The 15,609-nt window shown below is 71.0% G+C and carries 13 protein-coding genes; 7 read left to right on the forward strand and 6 right to left on the reverse strand.

Translation table 11 applies throughout. The annotated features are described in order from the left end of the window. Window positions 1–90 precede the first annotated feature (90 nt). Entirely contained in the window at window positions 91–867 is a 777-nt protein-coding gene (locus BJ971_RS16375; protein ID WP_184994022.1) for an isocitrate lyase/PEP mutase family protein, read from the forward strand. A gap of 10 nt (window positions 868–877) precedes the next feature. After that, on the forward strand, window positions 878–1,267 hold the full coding sequence (locus BJ971_RS16380; RefSeq protein ID WP_184994024.1) for a DnaJ family domain-containing protein: 390 nt from the start codon (window positions 878–880) through the stop codon (window positions 1,265–1,267). Between the two features lie 24 nt (window positions 1,268–1,291). Here BJ971_RS16380 and BJ971_RS16385 read toward each other — a convergent pair whose 3' ends face one another. Together BJ971_RS16385 and BJ971_RS16390 are read right to left on the reverse strand one after the other, a co-directional pair. Continuing rightward, complete coding sequence (locus BJ971_RS16385; protein ID WP_184994026.1) at window positions 1,292–2,866, reverse strand: DUF6114 domain-containing protein; 1,575 nt, start codon at window positions 2,864–2,866, stop codon at window positions 1,292–1,294. Window positions 2,867–2,948: 82 nt separating this feature from the next. Further along, a complete protein-coding gene (locus BJ971_RS16390; protein WP_184994028.1) occupies window positions 2,949–3,581 on the reverse strand; it encodes a DUF6230 family protein in 633 nt (210 codons plus the stop codon). A 501-nt stretch (window positions 3,582–4,082) separates the two neighbouring features. Here BJ971_RS16390 and BJ971_RS16395 point away from each other — a divergent pair. The 4 genes from BJ971_RS16395 (at window position 4,083) to BJ971_RS16410 (ending at window position 9,370) form a co-directional block, all read left to right on the forward strand. Beyond that, window positions 4,083–4,685, forward strand: a complete 603-nt coding sequence (locus tag BJ971_RS16395) for a hypothetical protein (protein WP_184994030.1) — start codon at window positions 4,083–4,085, stop codon at window positions 4,683–4,685. A gap of 139 nt (window positions 4,686–4,824) precedes the next feature. Further along, the gene (locus tag BJ971_RS16400) at window positions 4,825–6,006 is read left to right on the forward strand and encodes a sensor histidine kinase (protein WP_184994032.1); all 1,182 of its coding nucleotides are present in this window, start codon (window positions 4,825–4,827) and stop codon (window positions 6,004–6,006) included. Next, window positions 5,993–6,763 (forward strand): sensor histidine kinase, encoded by a 771-nt coding sequence (locus BJ971_RS16405; RefSeq protein ID WP_184994034.1) that lies wholly within the window; start codon window positions 5,993–5,995, stop codon window positions 6,761–6,763. Before BJ971_RS16400 ends, BJ971_RS16405 begins: the two co-directional genes overlap by 14 nt. Window positions 6,764–6,943: 180 nt before the next feature. Beyond that, the gene (locus BJ971_RS16410) at window positions 6,944–9,370 is read left to right on the forward strand and encodes a glycogen/starch/alpha-glucan phosphorylase (RefSeq protein WP_184994036.1); all 2,427 of its coding nucleotides are present in this window, start codon (window positions 6,944–6,946) and stop codon (window positions 9,368–9,370) included. Between the two features lie 39 nt (window positions 9,371–9,409). Here BJ971_RS16410 and BJ971_RS16415 read toward each other — a convergent pair whose 3' ends face one another. From BJ971_RS16415 to BJ971_RS16425, 3 genes are all read right to left on the reverse strand, one after another. Next, a complete protein-coding gene (locus tag BJ971_RS16415) occupies window positions 9,410–10,324 on the reverse strand; it encodes a carbohydrate ABC transporter permease (protein ID WP_184994038.1) in 915 nt (304 codons plus the stop codon). Further along, window positions 10,321–11,262, reverse strand: coding sequence for a carbohydrate ABC transporter permease (locus BJ971_RS16420; RefSeq protein ID WP_184998903.1), 942 nt, complete (start codon window positions 11,260–11,262; stop codon window positions 10,321–10,323). Before BJ971_RS16420 ends, BJ971_RS16415 begins: the two co-directional genes overlap by 4 nt. A gap of 116 nt (window positions 11,263–11,378) precedes the next feature. Beyond that, window positions 11,379–12,731: an ABC transporter substrate-binding protein gene (locus BJ971_RS16425; RefSeq protein ID WP_239087201.1), complete on the reverse strand. Its 1,353-nt coding sequence runs from the start codon at window positions 12,729–12,731 to the stop codon at window positions 11,379–11,381. Between the two features lie 314 nt (window positions 12,732–13,045). Here BJ971_RS16425 and BJ971_RS16430 point away from each other — a divergent pair, with 314 nt between their 5' ends. Then, window positions 13,046–14,872 (forward strand): sensor domain-containing diguanylate cyclase, encoded by a 1,827-nt coding sequence (locus BJ971_RS16430; RefSeq protein ID WP_184994043.1) that lies wholly within the window; start codon window positions 13,046–13,048, stop codon window positions 14,870–14,872. 24 nt (window positions 14,873–14,896) lie between these two features. Here BJ971_RS16430 and BJ971_RS16435 read toward each other — a convergent pair whose 3' ends face one another. Continuing rightward, window positions 14,897–15,565 carry a response regulator transcription factor gene (locus BJ971_RS16435; protein ID WP_184994045.1) on the reverse strand — a complete coding sequence of 223 codons (669 nt, stop codon included), beginning with the start codon at window positions 15,563–15,565 and terminating at the stop codon, window positions 14,897–14,899. Between the last annotated feature and the right edge of the window lie 44 nt (window positions 15,566–15,609).

Consider the following 15,609-nt stretch of genomic DNA (forward strand, 5'->3'; position numbering starts at 1 on the left):
CGCAGCGCATCCATGGCCGCCGATGTTTTGCGGAAACCGTAAACAAAGTGGTCGGATGTCCGCGGCGACGATGGCCGTAAAGTGGGGCCCATGAACGACTTTCGAGCCCTGCACGTTCCCGGCGACCCGCTCGTGCTCCCGAACGCCTGGGACGTCGCCTCCGCCGCCGCGCTGGCGCGGGCCGGCTTCGCGGCGATCGGCACGACAAGCCTCGGCGTCGCCGCCGCGCACGGCCTGCCCGACGGCCGGGGCGAGGGCCGCACGGAGACCATCGCCCTGATGCGGCGGCTGGGGCGGCTGCCGGTGCTGGTCACAGTGGACGTCGAGGGCGGCTTCGGCGGCGGACCGGCGGCGGTCGCCGACCTCGCCGCCGACCTCGCCGAGGCCGGCGCGGTGGGCATCAACCTCGAGGACGGCCACGCCGACGGGACGCTCGCCCCGGTCGCGGACCAGGTCGCTCTCATCGAGGCCGTCAAGGCCCGGGTGCCCGGGCTCTTCGTGAACGCGCGTACGGACACGCGCTGGCTCGACGCGGGCGACCTCGACGAGACGCTGGCCCGCACGCGCGCCTACGCGGCCGCGGGCGCGGACGGCGTCTTCGTGCCGGGCCTCGCGGACGAGGACGACATCCGGGCGGTCGTCTCCGGCGTGGACGCCCCGCTGAACGTGCTGCTGCTGCCCGGGTTGACGGTGCCGGCGCTGGCGAAGCTGGGCGTCGCCCGCATCAGCACCGGCTCGATGCTCTTCCGGACCGCGCTCGGCGCCGCGGTCGCCGCCGCCCGCGCGGTCGCCGCCGGCGAGCCCGCCCCCACCGGCATCCCCCCGTACGCCGAGGTCAACGCTCTGGCGAGCGACGGCCGGAACTAGACTGGCGAACATGGCGAGCCGATACGAGTCGCACATCGAGCGCAAGATCCGTGAGGCGCAGGAGCAGGGTCAGTTCGACGACCTGCCGGGCACGGGCAGACCGCTCAGCGACCACGGCCGGGAGTACGACGAGGACTGGTGGGTCAAGGACTGGCTGCGGCGCGAGGGCGCGAGCTCGGGGGCGCTGCCGCCGACCCTCGCGCTGCGCCGCGAGGCGCAGGACCTGCGCGAGACCATCGACCGGTGCACCTCGGAGGCCGACGTGCGTGCCTACGTGGCGAGGCTGAACGAGCAGCTGCGCAAGGCCCGGGCCGGGCTGCTGGAGGGCCCGCCGGTGCTGCTGCCCCCGATCGACGCGGACGAGGCGGTTCGCGGCTGGCGTGCCCGCCGCGCCGGCTGACCCGGGCCGCGCCGGCGCCGTCGCTCAGGAACGCTCGGTCAGGGTCAGGGGTACGCCGGTCAGGGTGTCGCAGCGCACGAACGCAAGGTCGATCTCCACGTCGGTGAACCACAGGACGGGCAGCGTGAGCGGCGGCGGGGACTCCGGGGTGAAGGTGACCGGGATGACGCCGAAGAGCTTGCCCTTGAACCGGGGCGTGTAGAACCGGACGTCCCCCTCGGTGATCAGCTCCTTGCTGTCGATCACGGTGCGTGCGGTGCCACGCTCGGGGACGGTCAGCTTGAACGGCTTGTTCACGGCCTTGCGCATGCTGAACTTCAGGGCCTGGATCGTGCCTCCGGTGGTTTGCAGCCGGGTCACGCCGTCGTAGGTGGAGTCGTACATCGTCAGCGACGCGGTCTCCAGCTTTCCGCCCCGGAGCGAGACGGTAGGTACGTCGTCCGGGCCGGCCTCCTTGACGACCCGTGGGCCCAGGCAGGGCACGTCCGGCAGGCTCGGCGTCGTCGACGGTGTCGGCGAGGTGCCGGGTGCGGGGGAGCCGGACCCGGCCGGATCGCCGGACGGCGCCGCGGTGGGTGCGGCGGACCCGGTCGGCCCGGGGCTCGCGGTCGGTGACGGTGTCGCCGACGGGCCGGGGGTCGGTTCCTCTTCCTCCCCGCCGATGCCGAACAGGTCGCCGACGCCCTCGACGAAGTCGTGCAGGCCGTCGACGAGGGGGTTGCCGGAGTCCTCGCCGTCCTCGGTGGGCGTGGGGGACGGCGAGGACGAGGCCGGGGCGCCGGTGCCCGGCTTGGCGGGCGCCGGCTTGCCGGGGATCTTCTTCCGCGAGGGCTTGGGCGACGGCTGCCGCGACGGCGCCTTCTTCGCCGCGGCGGCGGGCCGGGACGGCAGGCCCTCGGGGCACTCGGGCTCGGCCCGGGCCGGGGCGGGTGCGGCGGCGGCCAGGACCGCCGCCGTCACCGCCAGCGGCACCAGCGCGATGGCCAGCATCTTGCGGGGTACGCCGCCGGACGGCGTACGCGGTTCCGGTGCGCCCGCCGGGTACCACTCCGCCCGCGGCCGGAACGCCGACCGGTGCCGGCCGTCGCCCGGCCCGTCGCCGAACCCCGGCAGGATCGTGCCGGCGGGGGCCGGGTCCCGGGCGTCGTGGCGCTCGTCCTCCCGCGTGCCCTCGGGCTCGGGCTCGCCGTGCGGCCCCTCGGGATCCTCCGGCGCGGTGTCGGTGGTGCCCGGCCGCGGCTGCCTCGGTGACCAGGCCAGGACGAGGGCGCCGCCGACGATGCCGAGCAGCATGCCGGCGAAGAAGCCGCCGAGGTTCAGGCCGATCAGCGAGTACACCGCGGTGAGCAGGCCGAGGATGCCGTAGAAGAGTCGCTGCCCGGGTGTGACCCAGCTGAGCACGCCGCAGAGGACGAGCATCAGCGGGAGTAGATAGGACAGGTAACCCTCAGGGCCGAAATGCAGCTGCAGGTCGCCCAGCGACAGGTTCGCGCTGAGGAACAGCTCCAGTCCGGCGATGAGGAGCAGGAGCCCGCCCCAGAACGGCCGGGCTCGCCGCCAGCGGCGGAATCCGCCGCCCGACGTACTTGTCGTTGCCACTTGCTCCTCCAGAAATGGTGCCTTACCCCGGCAGGATGGAGGCCCGCGGGTGGTGCGTTCCCGCGGGCCTCCGGCAATTACGTCAGAAACATTCGGTCGGCCTGCCGTCGCCGCCGCCGGGCCAGTTGACCTTCATGTTCAGACCGGTAAGCGTGAACGTGCCGGCCGAGGTGGAAACGGCGGTCTGCCGCAGCCCCCTGATCGTGACGTGCTTCGCCTCCTGGCCGAAGTCGCCCGCCTTGCCGTGCGCGTCCTCGCCGCCGAGTCCGAGGGTCGAGGCGTCCTGGCCGATGTTGATGTCGGTGAACTCCGCCTCGCCGCTGAGCTCGTTGAGGCCGATCAGCAGGTTGGTGGCCTTCGCCGGGTTGTCCTCGTCCCGGCCCGCGCGGATGGTGAGGGTGATCGGGACGCCCGGGGTCTTCACCGACTGGCACAGGTTGTAGAGCGTCGCCGAGGAGATGCCGGAGATCGCCACCGGGATCGCGTCGTCGTTCTTCTTGTGTACCGAGTCGCCGTACTGGGCGAAGCCGGTGCCCTCCAGCCGGTCGGCCGAGATCTTGAACGACTGGCCCGACACCGCGAACGTGGCGGCGAACGCGCCGTTGGCCATGCCGAAGACCAGGGCGCCGGCGACGGCGGCCGGCACCGCCACCGCTACGGCGAAACGGCGCCAGTCGGTGCGTCCGTACGCCGGATCGCCTTGCGCATCCTTCACGGATCCTCCTTGCGGGAAGTGGGAACGGCCGCGGCCGCGCCCGCCATGCGGCTCCCATCGCATGCGGACACGTCGATGCGGCAGTCCTGATGTGCCGGGAATGTTGCCGCTACCTGAGGGCTGGGACAAGAGCGTTGGCTACCGGCCGGTAACCATGAGGAAACATCGATCATGACGGATAGTGAGCAATGGCCGCGGTGAATCCCTGAAGATGCGTCACCAATGGACACTTCGGGCGAGATATTGGCGTGTGACGGTCACCACACGTGTGCGTTCGGCCATAGTTACGGATCGGTAACAACTTTTGGAAATCCCGGAATCGCACCTTCAACGAATCGTTTCGAGTCGCCGAAAGATATTGCGCGGAGAGTGATGTATCCGCGGTACTCCCGCCATTTCCGGAGGCGCCGGCGGTCGCAACCGTTCGGCAACCGGTCGCGACACCGTTTGCACCCCGGCATCCGCAGGCTGTGGGCTCCCCCGAGCAAGGAGATCGCTCAGATGCGTCTGCCCCGTACCGCTGCCGCCGCCGTGCTGGCCGCCGGGATCATCGTTCCCGCCGTTTCCGGGGCCGCCGTGGCCCTGGCCTCGCCCTCGTCGCACAGCGTCGTGGCCACCAAGCACGGGCACGAGCCGGGTGGGTCGGAGAAGCCCGGCAAGCCCCACAAGCCGCGCAAGCCCGTCCGGATCCCGTTCGCCGCCAACGGCAAGGTCACCGCCGTCGACGCCGAGGCCGGCACCGTGACGCTGGCGGCGCACGGCGGCACCAAGGACGTCCGCAGGAAGACGATCACCGTGAAGGTGCCCGAGGGCGCGCGGATCAGGGTCAACGGCAGGCGCGCGACCGTCGCGGGCATCCTGGCCGGCGCCAAGATCACCGTGACCGGCCTGCGCGTCGACGGCGTCTACACCGCCGTGGTGATCAACGCCAACCGGCCGAAGCCGGCGAAGCCTCCCGTCACGCCGAGCCCCAGCGTCACGCCCAGCACCGACGTCAGCCCGAGCCCCAGCGTCACGCCCAGCACCGACGTCACCCCGAGCCCGACCGGCAGCGCCGCCCCCACCCCCTCGGTGAGCCCCAGCGCGGACCCGGACGACCAGTAGTAGCAGCGGGAAGCCCGGCCGGCGGGGTCGCCGGCCGGGCTTACCATCTGTGGCACGGGACGCATCTTTCAAGTCGTCGTTCCCGGTGCCGAAATACCTCTCGTCGGCGAGTCGGGCGTGGGGGATGGAGGCGGGCCGGGTGGGCACAGACGAGCGGCAGCGCCTGGCGGCGTTGCGCGGGTACCGCGTGCTCGACGCCCCCGCCGACGACGAGCTGGAGGCCGTGGTCCGGGTCGCCGCGACGGTCGCCGGCGTGCGGACCGCGACGCTCAACCTGATCGACGAGGACCGGCAGTGCCAGCTCGCTCCCGCGGGCCTCGCGGGCACCGTCTCACCCCGCGCCGACTCCCTGTGCGCCGTCCACTTCCGCGAGGGCGAGTTCGTCTGGGTCGCGGACGCCGCCGCGGATCCCGCGTACAAGGGCAACCCGTGGGTCGACGGCCGGCGTGGCGACATCCGCTTCTACGCCTCCGCCCCGCTGGTCACACCACAGGGCCACGCGCTCGGCACCCTCTGCGTCTTCGACTCCCGGCCGCGCGAGCTCAGCGACGAGCAGATCGACCGGCTCAAGGACCTCGCCCGGGTGGTGCTCGCGCTGTTCGAGCGCCGCCGGCAGGCCCGGGTACACGGCGAGCTGCTGCGCTCCAACGGCGAGCTGGAGCAGTTCGCCGCCGTGGTCAGCCACGATCTCGCCGCGCCGCTGAGCGTGATCGGCGGCTACCTGGACCTGCTCGCCGACGACCGCGACGGTGCGCTCGACGAGCGGGCCGGCGGGTGGATCGCCGGCGCGTCCCGGGCGGTCGGCCGCATGCAGGGCCTGATCGAGGCGCTGCTGACCTACGCCCGGGTGGGCGGCGAGTCGCGGGTGCGCGGACACGCCGAGCTGGGCGAGGCCGTGGACCAGGCGCTGCTGGACCTCGGCGACCTGATCCGGGAGAGCGGCGCCACCATCGGGAGCGCCTCGGCGTCCGCCACCCTGGCGTGCGACCCGACCCTGCTGCGCCAGCTGTTGCAGAACCTCATCGGCAACGGGATCAAGTACCGCGACCCGGCCCGGCCGTGCCGCATCGAGGTCGCCGCCGAGCGCTGCGGCCGCGACTGGCTCGTGACCGTGACGGACAACGGCATCGGCATCCCGCCGGACCAGCGCGACCGCGTCTTCGAGATGTTCGCCCGGGTCGACCCGCGCAGCCGTACCGGGCACGGCATCGGCCTGTCCACCTGCCGGCGCATCGTCGAACGCCACGGCGGCCGGATCTGGGCCGGCGCCGCGCCCGGCGGCGCGGGCACCACCATCTCCTTCACCCTTGCGGGCGCCTGACGTGTACGCGGACAACGCCCGCCTCCGCGCCGCGCTCCGCCGCCGCCGTACCCGGCCGGACGGCGAGCTGACGGCGTTCGAGGAGCGCAGGGACGCCCTGGTGACGACGGTGACGCACGAGCTGCGCACGCCGCTGACGAACATCCTCGGGTACGCCGAGATGCTCGCCGACGGCGACGGCGGCGAGCTGTCGCCGGCGCAGCGGCGCGGCGTCGCCGCGATCCTGCGCAACGCCCGCCGCCTGCACGACACGGTGTCGGACCTGCTGCTGCTCGACCGCGCGAACGGCCCGGCCCGCGCCGCACCCGTCGACCTGTCCACAGTGACCGCGGCGCTGCACGCGGAGTTCGCGCCGCTCGCCCGCGACCGCGGTATCGCGCTGGCGGGCGAGGCCGAGCCGGTCCGGGTCGACGGCGACGCACGCCAACTGGCGCGGGCGCTGCGCAACCTGCTGGACAACGCGGTGAAGTTCACCCGCCGCGGCGAGGTCCGCTACCGGCTGCGCGCCGAGGGCGCCGGCGCGGTGCTGACGGTGACCGACACGGGCATCGGCATCCCGGCGGGCGACCTGGCCGGCCTCTTCACGCCGTTCCACCGGGCGTCGAACGCGATCGACCAGGCCGTGCCGGGCCCGGGCCTCGGCCTGGCGATCGTCCGCGGCATCGTGACTGAACACGGCGGCACGGTGACGGCGCGGTCCCGGCCGGGACACGGCAGCACGTTCACCGTCACGCTGCCGCTCGCCCCGGCGGCCTGATCGGCCCCACCGTTCCCCGGCGCCCCAGCCTCACCCCCAGCCCCGCCGGGCACCGGTTCCACTCTCGACCAAACCCGCCTCGTTCCGCGCCCCGGAGCGGGGCGTTTACGATCACCGTCGACGTTCCCCGTGAGACCGTCAAGCAATGGCGTACCGGAGCGCCCGGGAGGGAACACCGCCGTGACCTACGCAACGACACACTCCGGCACCACGCCCGGAGACTTCGGGCGCGAGCTGCTCAGCAACCTCTATTACCAGCGCGGTACGACGCTGGAGTCGGCGAGCGCGCAGGACGCGTACCACTCGCTGGCGCTGACCGTCCGGAACCGCCTGGTCGACCGCTACATCCGGACGGCGGCGGCGCATTACCAGGAGAACCCGAGGTTCATCTACTACCTGTCCGCCGAGTACATGCTCGGCCGGCAGCTCGACCAGAACCTGCTCTACTCCGGTACGCAGGAGTGCGCGCACAGCGCGCTGGCGGCGCTCGGCCTGTCCGGCGACGAGCTGGACGCCCTCGACGTCGAGCCGGGCCTCGGCAACGGCGGCTTGGGCCGGCTCGCCGCCTGCCTGCTGGACGCCATGGCCACCCAGGACATCCCGGCGGTCGGCTACGGCATCCGCTACGACTACGGCATCTTCCAGCAGGAGTTCCAGGACGGCGCACAGGTCGAGCACCCGGACGACTGGACCTTCTACGGCAATCCGTGGGAGTTCCACGCCTCCGACGACCAGCAGAAGGTCGGCTTCTACGGCCACACCGAGGCGCTCGACGGGGTGCGCCGGAAATGGGTGCCGGGCGAGATCGTCCTGGGCGAGCCGAGCCACATGCTGGTGCCCGGCTACGGGACCACCACGGTCAACATCATCCGGCTGTGGAAGGCCCGCGCCAGCCCGCAGTCCTTCAACCTGTCGCACTTCGGCGCCGGCCAGTACGGCGAGGCGGTCGAGGAGATCGTCCGCTCGGAGAACATCAGCAAGGTCCTGTACCCGGACGACAGCACCGAGCTCGGCCGCGAGCTGCGCCTCAAGCAGCAGCACTTCCTGGTCACCTGCGCGCTGCGCGACATCGTGCGGCGCTTCCGGCTGTGCAACAGCGACTGGGACCACTTCGCCGACAAGGTGGTGATCCAGCTCAACGACACCCACCCGGTCATGGCGATCGCCGAGCTGATGCGGATGCTCGTCGACGAGGAGGGTCTCGACTGGGACCGGGCCTGGTCGATCACCCGGCGCACGTTCGCGTACACCTGCCACACGCTGCTGCCCGAGGCGCTGGAGACCTGGCCGGTCGAGCTGATGCGGCGGCTGCTGCCGCGGCACCTGGAGATCATCTTCCTGATCAACCACCTGTTCCTGCAGGAGGTCGCGGACCGCTACCCCGGCGACGACGCGAAGCTGCGCGAGCTCTCGATCATCGCGGAGGGCGCGGAGCAGCGGGTCCGGATGGCGCACCTGGCCGTGGTCGGCAGCTCGGCGGTCAACGGCGTCGCGGAGCTGCACTCGCGGCTGCTCGCCGCCACGACCCTGCACGGGTTCGCCAACCTGTGGCCGGGCCGCTTCCACAACGTCACCAACGGCGTCTCGCCGCGCCGCTTCGTCCGGCTCGCCAACCCGCGGCTCGCCGAGCTGATCACCGAGCGGCTCGGCGACGGCGGCTGGCTGACGGACCTGGACCAGCTGAGCCGCCTCGAGCCGGCCGCCGCCGATCCGGAGTTCCGGCGGCGGTGGCGCGAGGTCAAGCGGCTCAACCGGGAGGACCTGGCCGAGCAGACGCTGGCCACGACCGGGGTGGTCCTGGACCCGGACGCGCTCTGCGACGTGATGATCAAGCGGTTCCACGAGTACAAGCGCCAGCTGCTGCGGGTGCTGCACGTGGTGACGCTCTACCACCGGATCCGGCGGGGCGAGGTCGCGGACGTGGTGCCGCGCTCGATCGTCTTCGGGGGCAAGGCGGCGCCCGGTTACTACGTGGCCAAGCGGATCATGAAGCTGGCGAACCGGGTCGCCGAGGTGGTCAACGCGGACCCGGCCGTCTCGCCGTACCTGAAGATGGTCTTCCTGCCCGACTACAACGTGTCCCGGGCGCAGCTGATCATCCCGGCCGCTGACCTCTCCGAGCAGATCTCGCTGGCGGGCAAGGAGGCCTCGGGCACCAGCAACATGAAGCTGGCCCTCAACGGTGCGCTGACCATCGGCACGCTGGACGGCGCGAACGTCGAGATCCGCGACCGGGTGGGCGGGGAGAACTTCTTCCTCTTCGGCCTGGACACCGCAGAGGTGGCCGCGCTCCGCGGGCGGGGCTACCGGCCGCGGGACCACTACGAGCGCGACGCGGAGCTGCGTGAGGTGGTGGACGCGGTCGCCGGGTGGGACGGCGAGCTCGCCGACGACCTGATGCACCGCGACGAGTACCTGACGCTCGCCGACTTCCGGGCCTATGTGGACTGCCAGGACCGGGTGGCCCGGGCCTGGCGCGATCCGGAGGACTGGACCCGCATGTCCATCCTGAACACCGCGCGCAGCGGCTTCTTCTCCGCCGACCGCACGGTGCGCGACTACTGCCGCGACATCTGGCACGTCACGCCGGTGTACGTGCCGCGGTGAGACGGCGGCGGGCCCGTGACGGGCCCGCCGCCGTGCGCCTCAGCCCTTGACACTGCCCGCGAGCAGGCCGCGGACGAAGTAGCGCTGCAACAGCAGGAAGATCGTCACCGGCACGATGATCGAGACGAACGCGCCCGCGGAGAGCAGGTGCCACGCCGAGTCGCGCGTGCCGCTGAGGTTGGCCAGCGCGACGGTGATCGGGGCGACGGTGTCGCCGCCGCCGGCGAAGGTGAGCGCGACAAGCAGGTCGTTCCACACCCAGAGGAACTGGAAGATGGCGAACGCCGCCAGCGCCGGCCGCAGCAGTGGCAGCAACACCCGGAAGAAGATCGACACATGACCGGCGCCGTCCACCCGGGCCGCCTCGAGCAGTCCGGCCGGGATCTCCTTCATGAAGTTGTGCAGCAGGTAGATCGCCAGCGGCAGGCCGAAGATCGAGTGCGACAGCCAGATCGTCCAGAACGTGTTCGCCAGGTCCGCCTTCACATAGAGCGTGAGCAGCGGGATCAGGGTCACCTGCAGCGGCACGATCTGTAGCGCGAAGATGCTCAGGAACAGGATGTTGCGGCCCGGGAACTTGATCCAGGCGAACACGTACGCGGCCAGGCAGGCCAGGCTCAGCGGGATGATCACCGAGGGGATCGTGATCACCAGCGAGTTGATGAAGAAGGCGCCGAGGCCGGCTCCGTCCTCCGAGTCCAGCACGGCGCGGTAGTTGTCCAAGGTGAACTGCGGGTCGCTGAACGCCGTCCACCAGCCCGTCGTCTTGATCTGCCGCTCGGGGCGGAACGAGGAGATCAGCAGGCCGAACGTCGGCACGGTCCAGAGCACCGCGATGACGATCGCCGCGAGCGAGGCCCAGGGAGAGGTGAGCTTCCTCGTGGCGATGGCCGCGGCGGTGGGCTTCTCGGCCTCGAGCGCGTCGAGGGCGCTCGGCGGTGCGGCGGTGGTCATAGCGACTCCGATCGGCGGATGTGCCGGACGTTGTAGGCGACGATCGGGATCACCAGCACGAAGAGCAGCACCGCGAGGGCGGAGCCGAGCCCCTGGTTGTCGCTGCGGAAGCTCTGGCTGTAGAACTCGTTCGCGATGACGCTGGTGTCGTACTGGCCGCCGGTCATCGTGCGCACGATGTCGAAGACCTTCAGCGTGCCGATGCCGATGGTGGTCAGCACGACCACCACTGCCGGGCGGATGGACGGCAGGGTGACGAACCGGAACATGCCCCACGGGCTGACGCCGTCGAGGCGGGCGGCCTCGATGATGTCACCCGGGATCGCCTTGATGGCCGCCGACAGCACGGTCATCGCGAAGCCGGCCTGGATCCAGATCATGACCACGATCAGCAGCAGCGTGTTCAGCGGCCAGTCCAGCAGCCACAGCTGCGGCGTGCCGCCCATCCAGACCACGATCTGGTTGAGCAGGCCGATCTGCTTCACGTTGGCCTGGTCGGGGCGGTACGCGTAGACGAACTTCCAGATGATCGAGGCGCCGACGAACGAGATCGCCATCGGCATGAAGATCAGCGCCTTGGCGAACGACTCCAACCGGGCCTTGTCGACCAGGACGGCGTAGAGCAGGCCGATGGCGGTGGCCACGAACGGCGTCAGCAGGACCCACACGGCGGTGTTTGTCAGCACCGTCAGCTGGTCCTTGTCCGTGAAGATCGTCTGGTAGTTGTCCAGGCCGATGAACACGTCGCCCGCGGCGTCGAAGAAGGACTCGTAGATGGTGCGGATGCCGGGATAGACGAGGCCCACGAGCAGCATCAGCAGCGTCGGGGCGAGATAGGAATAGGCGACGACCCGGTCACCGCGGCGGCCGCCGAAGCGCCCCGCGATGAACAGGATGATGCCCACGACCGCGGCGAAGAGAAGGATCGCAGCGAACATCTGCGTGAACTTCTCGGCGGTGGTGTCGGCGGTGTCGAACACTCGACCCGTACCTCCTCAGGAGAGCGGTGAGGCCGGTCGCCAGACGGCGACCGGCCCCGAGGTGAAGACTCAGATCACTTGGGCCAGGCCTTTTCGATGTTGTTCACCGTCGTGACGGTGTCCTGGCCGGTGATCCAGCTCGTCGCCTGCTTCCAGTACGCGTTCGAGCCGACGGCGGCCGGCATCATGTCCGAGCCGTCGAAGCGGAACGTGGCCTTCGGGTCCAGCAGAATGACCGCGGCCAGCTTGTCGACCGGGTTGCTCAGGTTGTTCGGGTCGAGACCCTTGTTGGCGCTGACCCAGCCCTGCGACGCCTTCGCCTTGATGTTCGCCCAGGTGTCGGTGGACAGGTAGGTCTGGAAGGCCTTGACCTCCGGCCGGTCCGCGAACGCCAGGTTGAACTCGCCGCCGCCGAGGACCGGCTTGGACGTGCCGTCCTTGCCGGGCAGGTAGAAGGCGAACACGTCGCCGTCCTCGGCCACCTTGGTGCCCTTGTCGAAGTTCGCCGCGTAGAAGCTGGCCTGGCGGTGCATCGAGCAGGTGCCCTCCAGGATCGGCAGGCCGGCGTCCTGGAACGCGGTCGTGGCGATGCTCTTGACGTCGCCCAGGCCGCCGTTCACGTAGGCGGGGTTCTTCAGGTACGCGCCGACCGCGTCCAGCGCCGCCGTCGACTCGGGGCCGTTGAACGGGATCTCGTGCTTGACCCACTTGTCGTAGGTCTCCGGCCCGTAGAGCCGGAGCATGAAGTCCTCCTGCCAGTCGGTGATCGGCCAACCGGTGGCCTCACCGCTGGCGATGCCCGCGCACCACGGCTTCTTCTTGTCCGCGACCATCTTGTCGCTCAGCGCCTTGAGCTCGTCGAGCGTGTTGGGGATCGCGTAGCCGGACTCCTTGAACTCGCTCGGCGAGTACCAGACCAGCGACTTGACGTTGGCGCCCGACGGCGCGCCGTAGAACTTGCCGTCGACGGTGGCGTAGGCCTTCCAGTCCTTTCCCCACCACTTGTCGACGTTCGCGGAGACGGTGGCCGGAGCCTCGACGGCCTTGCCGGTGGCCACCAGCTGCTGGAGCAGGCCGGGCTGCGGCACGATCGCGATGTCCGGCGGGTTGCCGGCCTTGGCACGGACCAGGATCTGGGTCTCGAAGGACTTGTCGCCCTCGTACTTGATCGTCACACCGGTGCACTGCTCGAAGGGCTTGTAGGAGTCCTTGTACGCCTTGTCCTCCGGGGTCACGATGCTCGCGAAGACGGTCACCGTCTTGCCCTTGAGATCGCCGAACTCCTTGTAGAGGTTGCAGTCGATCGACGACTGAGCAGCCGTGTTGGAATCGTCGTTCGAGTCGTCACTGCCGCCGCATGCGGCGAGACCGAGCACCAGGCCCGCGCCCAGCGTGCCGGCGAGCGCGCTCCTGAAGCGCGGACTCATGGATTGACCGAACATCCTTCTCCCTATGGTCACATCACGCCGGGGCGTGACAACACCGTCACCGTCTCCGGTTCCCCCGCGTGCCAGTCAAGTTGGTCGAAACGATGTTCCGCAACGTTTCCGAATGATCGGCCGAGTAACGATTCGGCACCGGGCCAGCGCAGATCTGAAACGGTTAAGAAACTTAACCGCTGAGGGTGCCGTTCGAGGTGATCCTCGGACGCCCCTGGGCGGCACCTCATCGGCAACGTTCGCCGGGTGTATTGGATGACGTGCGGCGTGGCCGTGCTGATGCCCGTTCACCGAGGAGTCTGATGCAGCCCGCCCGGCCCGCCTCGCTCGCACGCACGGCCGCCGCCGACCCGTGGGTACGCGCGGTCGTCGGCGTTGCGGTGGCGGCCATCCTCTGGCTCCTCTACGGCCCGGGAAACATCACCGCGGACGTGCTCGTCCGTGCGTTCGCCGGCGTGTTCCTGAACGTCGTCGGGGTGGTGTCCGCGATCCGCCTGGCCCGCCGCCCCGGCCTGGTGCCCGCGGTCCGCCGCTTCTGGCGCTCGCTGACGGCGATGATCACGCTGCTGCTGGTCGGCAACGTCAGCCGGCTCCTCACCACGCTGTGGGACCCGGACGTCAGCGCCGTCGCCGTCGGCCGGTTCCAGACCGTCTGCATCCTGACCGGCGTCGCGATCCTGATGGTCACCGCGCTCGTGCACCCCCACCCGAAGTCCACCCGTCAGGCCCGGCTGAGGTACTGGCTGGACGCGAGCGCCGTGATGACGGCCTCCGCCGTGGTCATCTGGTTCATGGTCGACCGCACCACGGGGCTCGGCGCCGGACCCGTGGGGCCCGCGGCGGCGACCGTCATCGCGATGGCCGTCGCGTTCACCATGACCCGGCTCACGATCAGCGGGCTCAACCCGATGAACGCGGTCGCGGCCGCGCCGGTGTTCGCCGCGGCGCTGTTGCAGTGCCTCAGTGTCGCGGTGGTGCGCGCCACGGCCGGACCCGCGGCGCAGCTGTCCCTTCAGCTCGCCACCGTCGCCCTGGTCAGCCTCGGGCCGCGGCTGCAGGAGCTGATGGACCGGCTGCGGGCCGACCGCCCGCTCCCCGCGCGGCGGGCGTGGAGCACGCTGCCGTACGCGATGCTCGGCGTCGTTCTGTTGATCCTCCCGGCGTCGCTGCCGGAGGGTCTGAGCGGCACGGCGATGGTGGTCTTCGGCGGCCTGTTCGTCATCACCGGCATCGTCGTCGCGCGCCAGTGGGTCGCCTTCCGCGAGAACTCCGCCCTGGTGCAGCGGCTGAGCCGCCAGGAGGAGCGGGTACGCCTGATGCTCGAGTACTCCACCGACATCACGACGCTCATCGACGGGAACGGCGCCATGTCCTACCTGACCCCGGGCAGCCGGGCGCTGGGCTACGAGCCCGCGGAGCTGCTCGGCACGCGGATCGTCACGATGATCCACCCCGAGGACCTGCCGGGCCTGCTGCCGGACATGCAGCGCCTGATGGTGACGCCGGGTGCGAACCTCACCTACCAGGCGCGTTACCAGCACGCGGACGGCTCGTGGCGCTGGCTCGAGGTCACCAGCCGCAACCTGATGCACCTGCCCAGCGTCGCCGCCGTGGTCAGCAACTCGCGCGACGTCACCGAGTCCCGCGAGCTACAGGACCGGCTGCGCCACCAGGCCACCCACGACGAGCTGACCGGGCTCGCCAACCGGGTGCTCTTCGGCGAGCGCCTCGCCGAAACGGTCGGCACCGGCGTCGCCCTGCTCCACGTCGACCTGGACGGCTTCAAGCCGATCAACGACACGTACGGGCACCACGCCGGCGACGTCGTCCTGACCCGGGTCGCCGAGCGGCTGCGCGCGGTCCTGCCGCCGGACGCGATGCCGGCCCGGCTGGGCGGCGACGAGTTCGCCGTCCTGCTGCCCGGCGCCGGCCGGCCCGCCGCCGAGCAGATCGCGGAGCGGTTCCGGGCGGCCCTCGCCCAGCCGATCGAGCTGGACGGGCACAGCCTGAGGATCGCCGCCAGCGTCGGCGTGGTCGCCGGCGCCGGAGTCGACCCGCACGCCCTGCTGCGCGAGGCCGACGCGGCGATGTACCGGGTCAAGCACGCCGCGCGCGAGAACGCGGCGTGAACCGCGCGGCGGCCGCCGGGTGGCTCACGGCAGGCCGGCGCGCAGCGCGTAGCCGAACCCCCGCTGGGTGACGATCAGCGGCGCGCCGAGCCGGTCCAGCTCGCACCGTAGCGAGCGGACCACGGCGTCGGCGTCCGCGGCGCCGGTCGCCGCCTCGATCTGCGCCCGGGACAGCACCCGCCCGGGGTTGCGCAGCAGGCAGCGCAGCACCTCGAACTCGGTCCGGGACAGCGGCACCGGCTCGCCCGCGCGCCGGACCTCGTGGGTGTCCTGGTCCAGCTCGACGTCGCCATAGCGCAGGACCCGCTCGCACGCCGTCGCACCGTCGCGGCTCAGCAGCGCCCGGACCCGGGTGAGCAGCACGTCGGCGTCGAACGGCTTGGTGATCCAGTCGTCGCCGCCGTACGCGATGCCGTTGACCAGGTCCTCGCCGGCGTCGCGGGAGGCGAGGAAGACGATGCCGGCGCCGGAGCCGTCCGCGCGCAGCCGCCGCCGGACGTCCATGCCGTCGCCGTCGGGCAGTTTCGCGTCGAGCAGCACGAGATCGGGATGGCCCTCGGCGGCCTTGCGCAGCGCCTGCTCGGCGGTGCCGGCGGTGTCCACCGCGAAGCCGTGGTAGGCGAGCACCGTGGCGATCATGTCGACGACGATGGGCTGGTCGTCGACGACCAGGATTCGGGCATTGTCCGTCATATTGCCCCCGTGCAGACGCGGCGTGATAACCCGACGGTGCTCCC

This window comes from Amorphoplanes digitatis (genome assembly GCF_014205335.1).
GTDB classification, from domain to species: Bacteria; Actinomycetota; Actinomycetes; order Mycobacteriales; family Micromonosporaceae; genus Actinoplanes; species Actinoplanes digitatus.

What these genes read in the sequence shown, in the direction of transcription:
- BJ971_RS16375 (WP_184994022.1), top strand. Translation starts at nt 91, where the DNA reads ATGAACGACTTTCGAGCCCTGCACGTTCCCGGCGACCCGCTCGTGCTC.
- BJ971_RS16380 (WP_184994024.1), top strand. Translation starts at nt 878, where the DNA reads ATGGCGAGCCGATACGAGTCGCACATCGAGCGCAAGATCCGTGAGGCG.
- BJ971_RS16395 (WP_184994030.1), top strand. Translation starts at nt 4,083, where the DNA reads ATGCGTCTGCCCCGTACCGCTGCCGCCGCCGTGCTGGCCGCCGGGATC.
- BJ971_RS16415 (WP_184994038.1), bottom strand. Translation starts at nt 10,324, where the DNA reads ATGACCACCGCCGCACCGCCGAGCGCCCTCGACGCGCTCGAGGCCGAG.
- BJ971_RS16420 (WP_184998903.1), bottom strand. Translation starts at nt 11,262, where the DNA reads ATGTTCGCTGCGATCCTTCTCTTCGCCGCGGTCGTGGGCATCATCCTG.
- BJ971_RS16425 (WP_239087201.1), bottom strand. Translation starts at nt 12,731, where the DNA reads ATGAGTCCGCGCTTCAGGAGCGCGCTCGCCGGCACGCTGGGCGCGGGC.
- BJ971_RS16430 (WP_184994043.1), top strand. Translation starts at nt 13,046, where the DNA reads ATGCAGCCCGCCCGGCCCGCCTCGCTCGCACGCACGGCCGCCGCCGAC.
- BJ971_RS16435 (WP_184994045.1), bottom strand. Translation starts at nt 15,565, where the DNA reads ATGACGGACAATGCCCGAATCCTGGTCGTCGACGACCAGCCCATCGTC.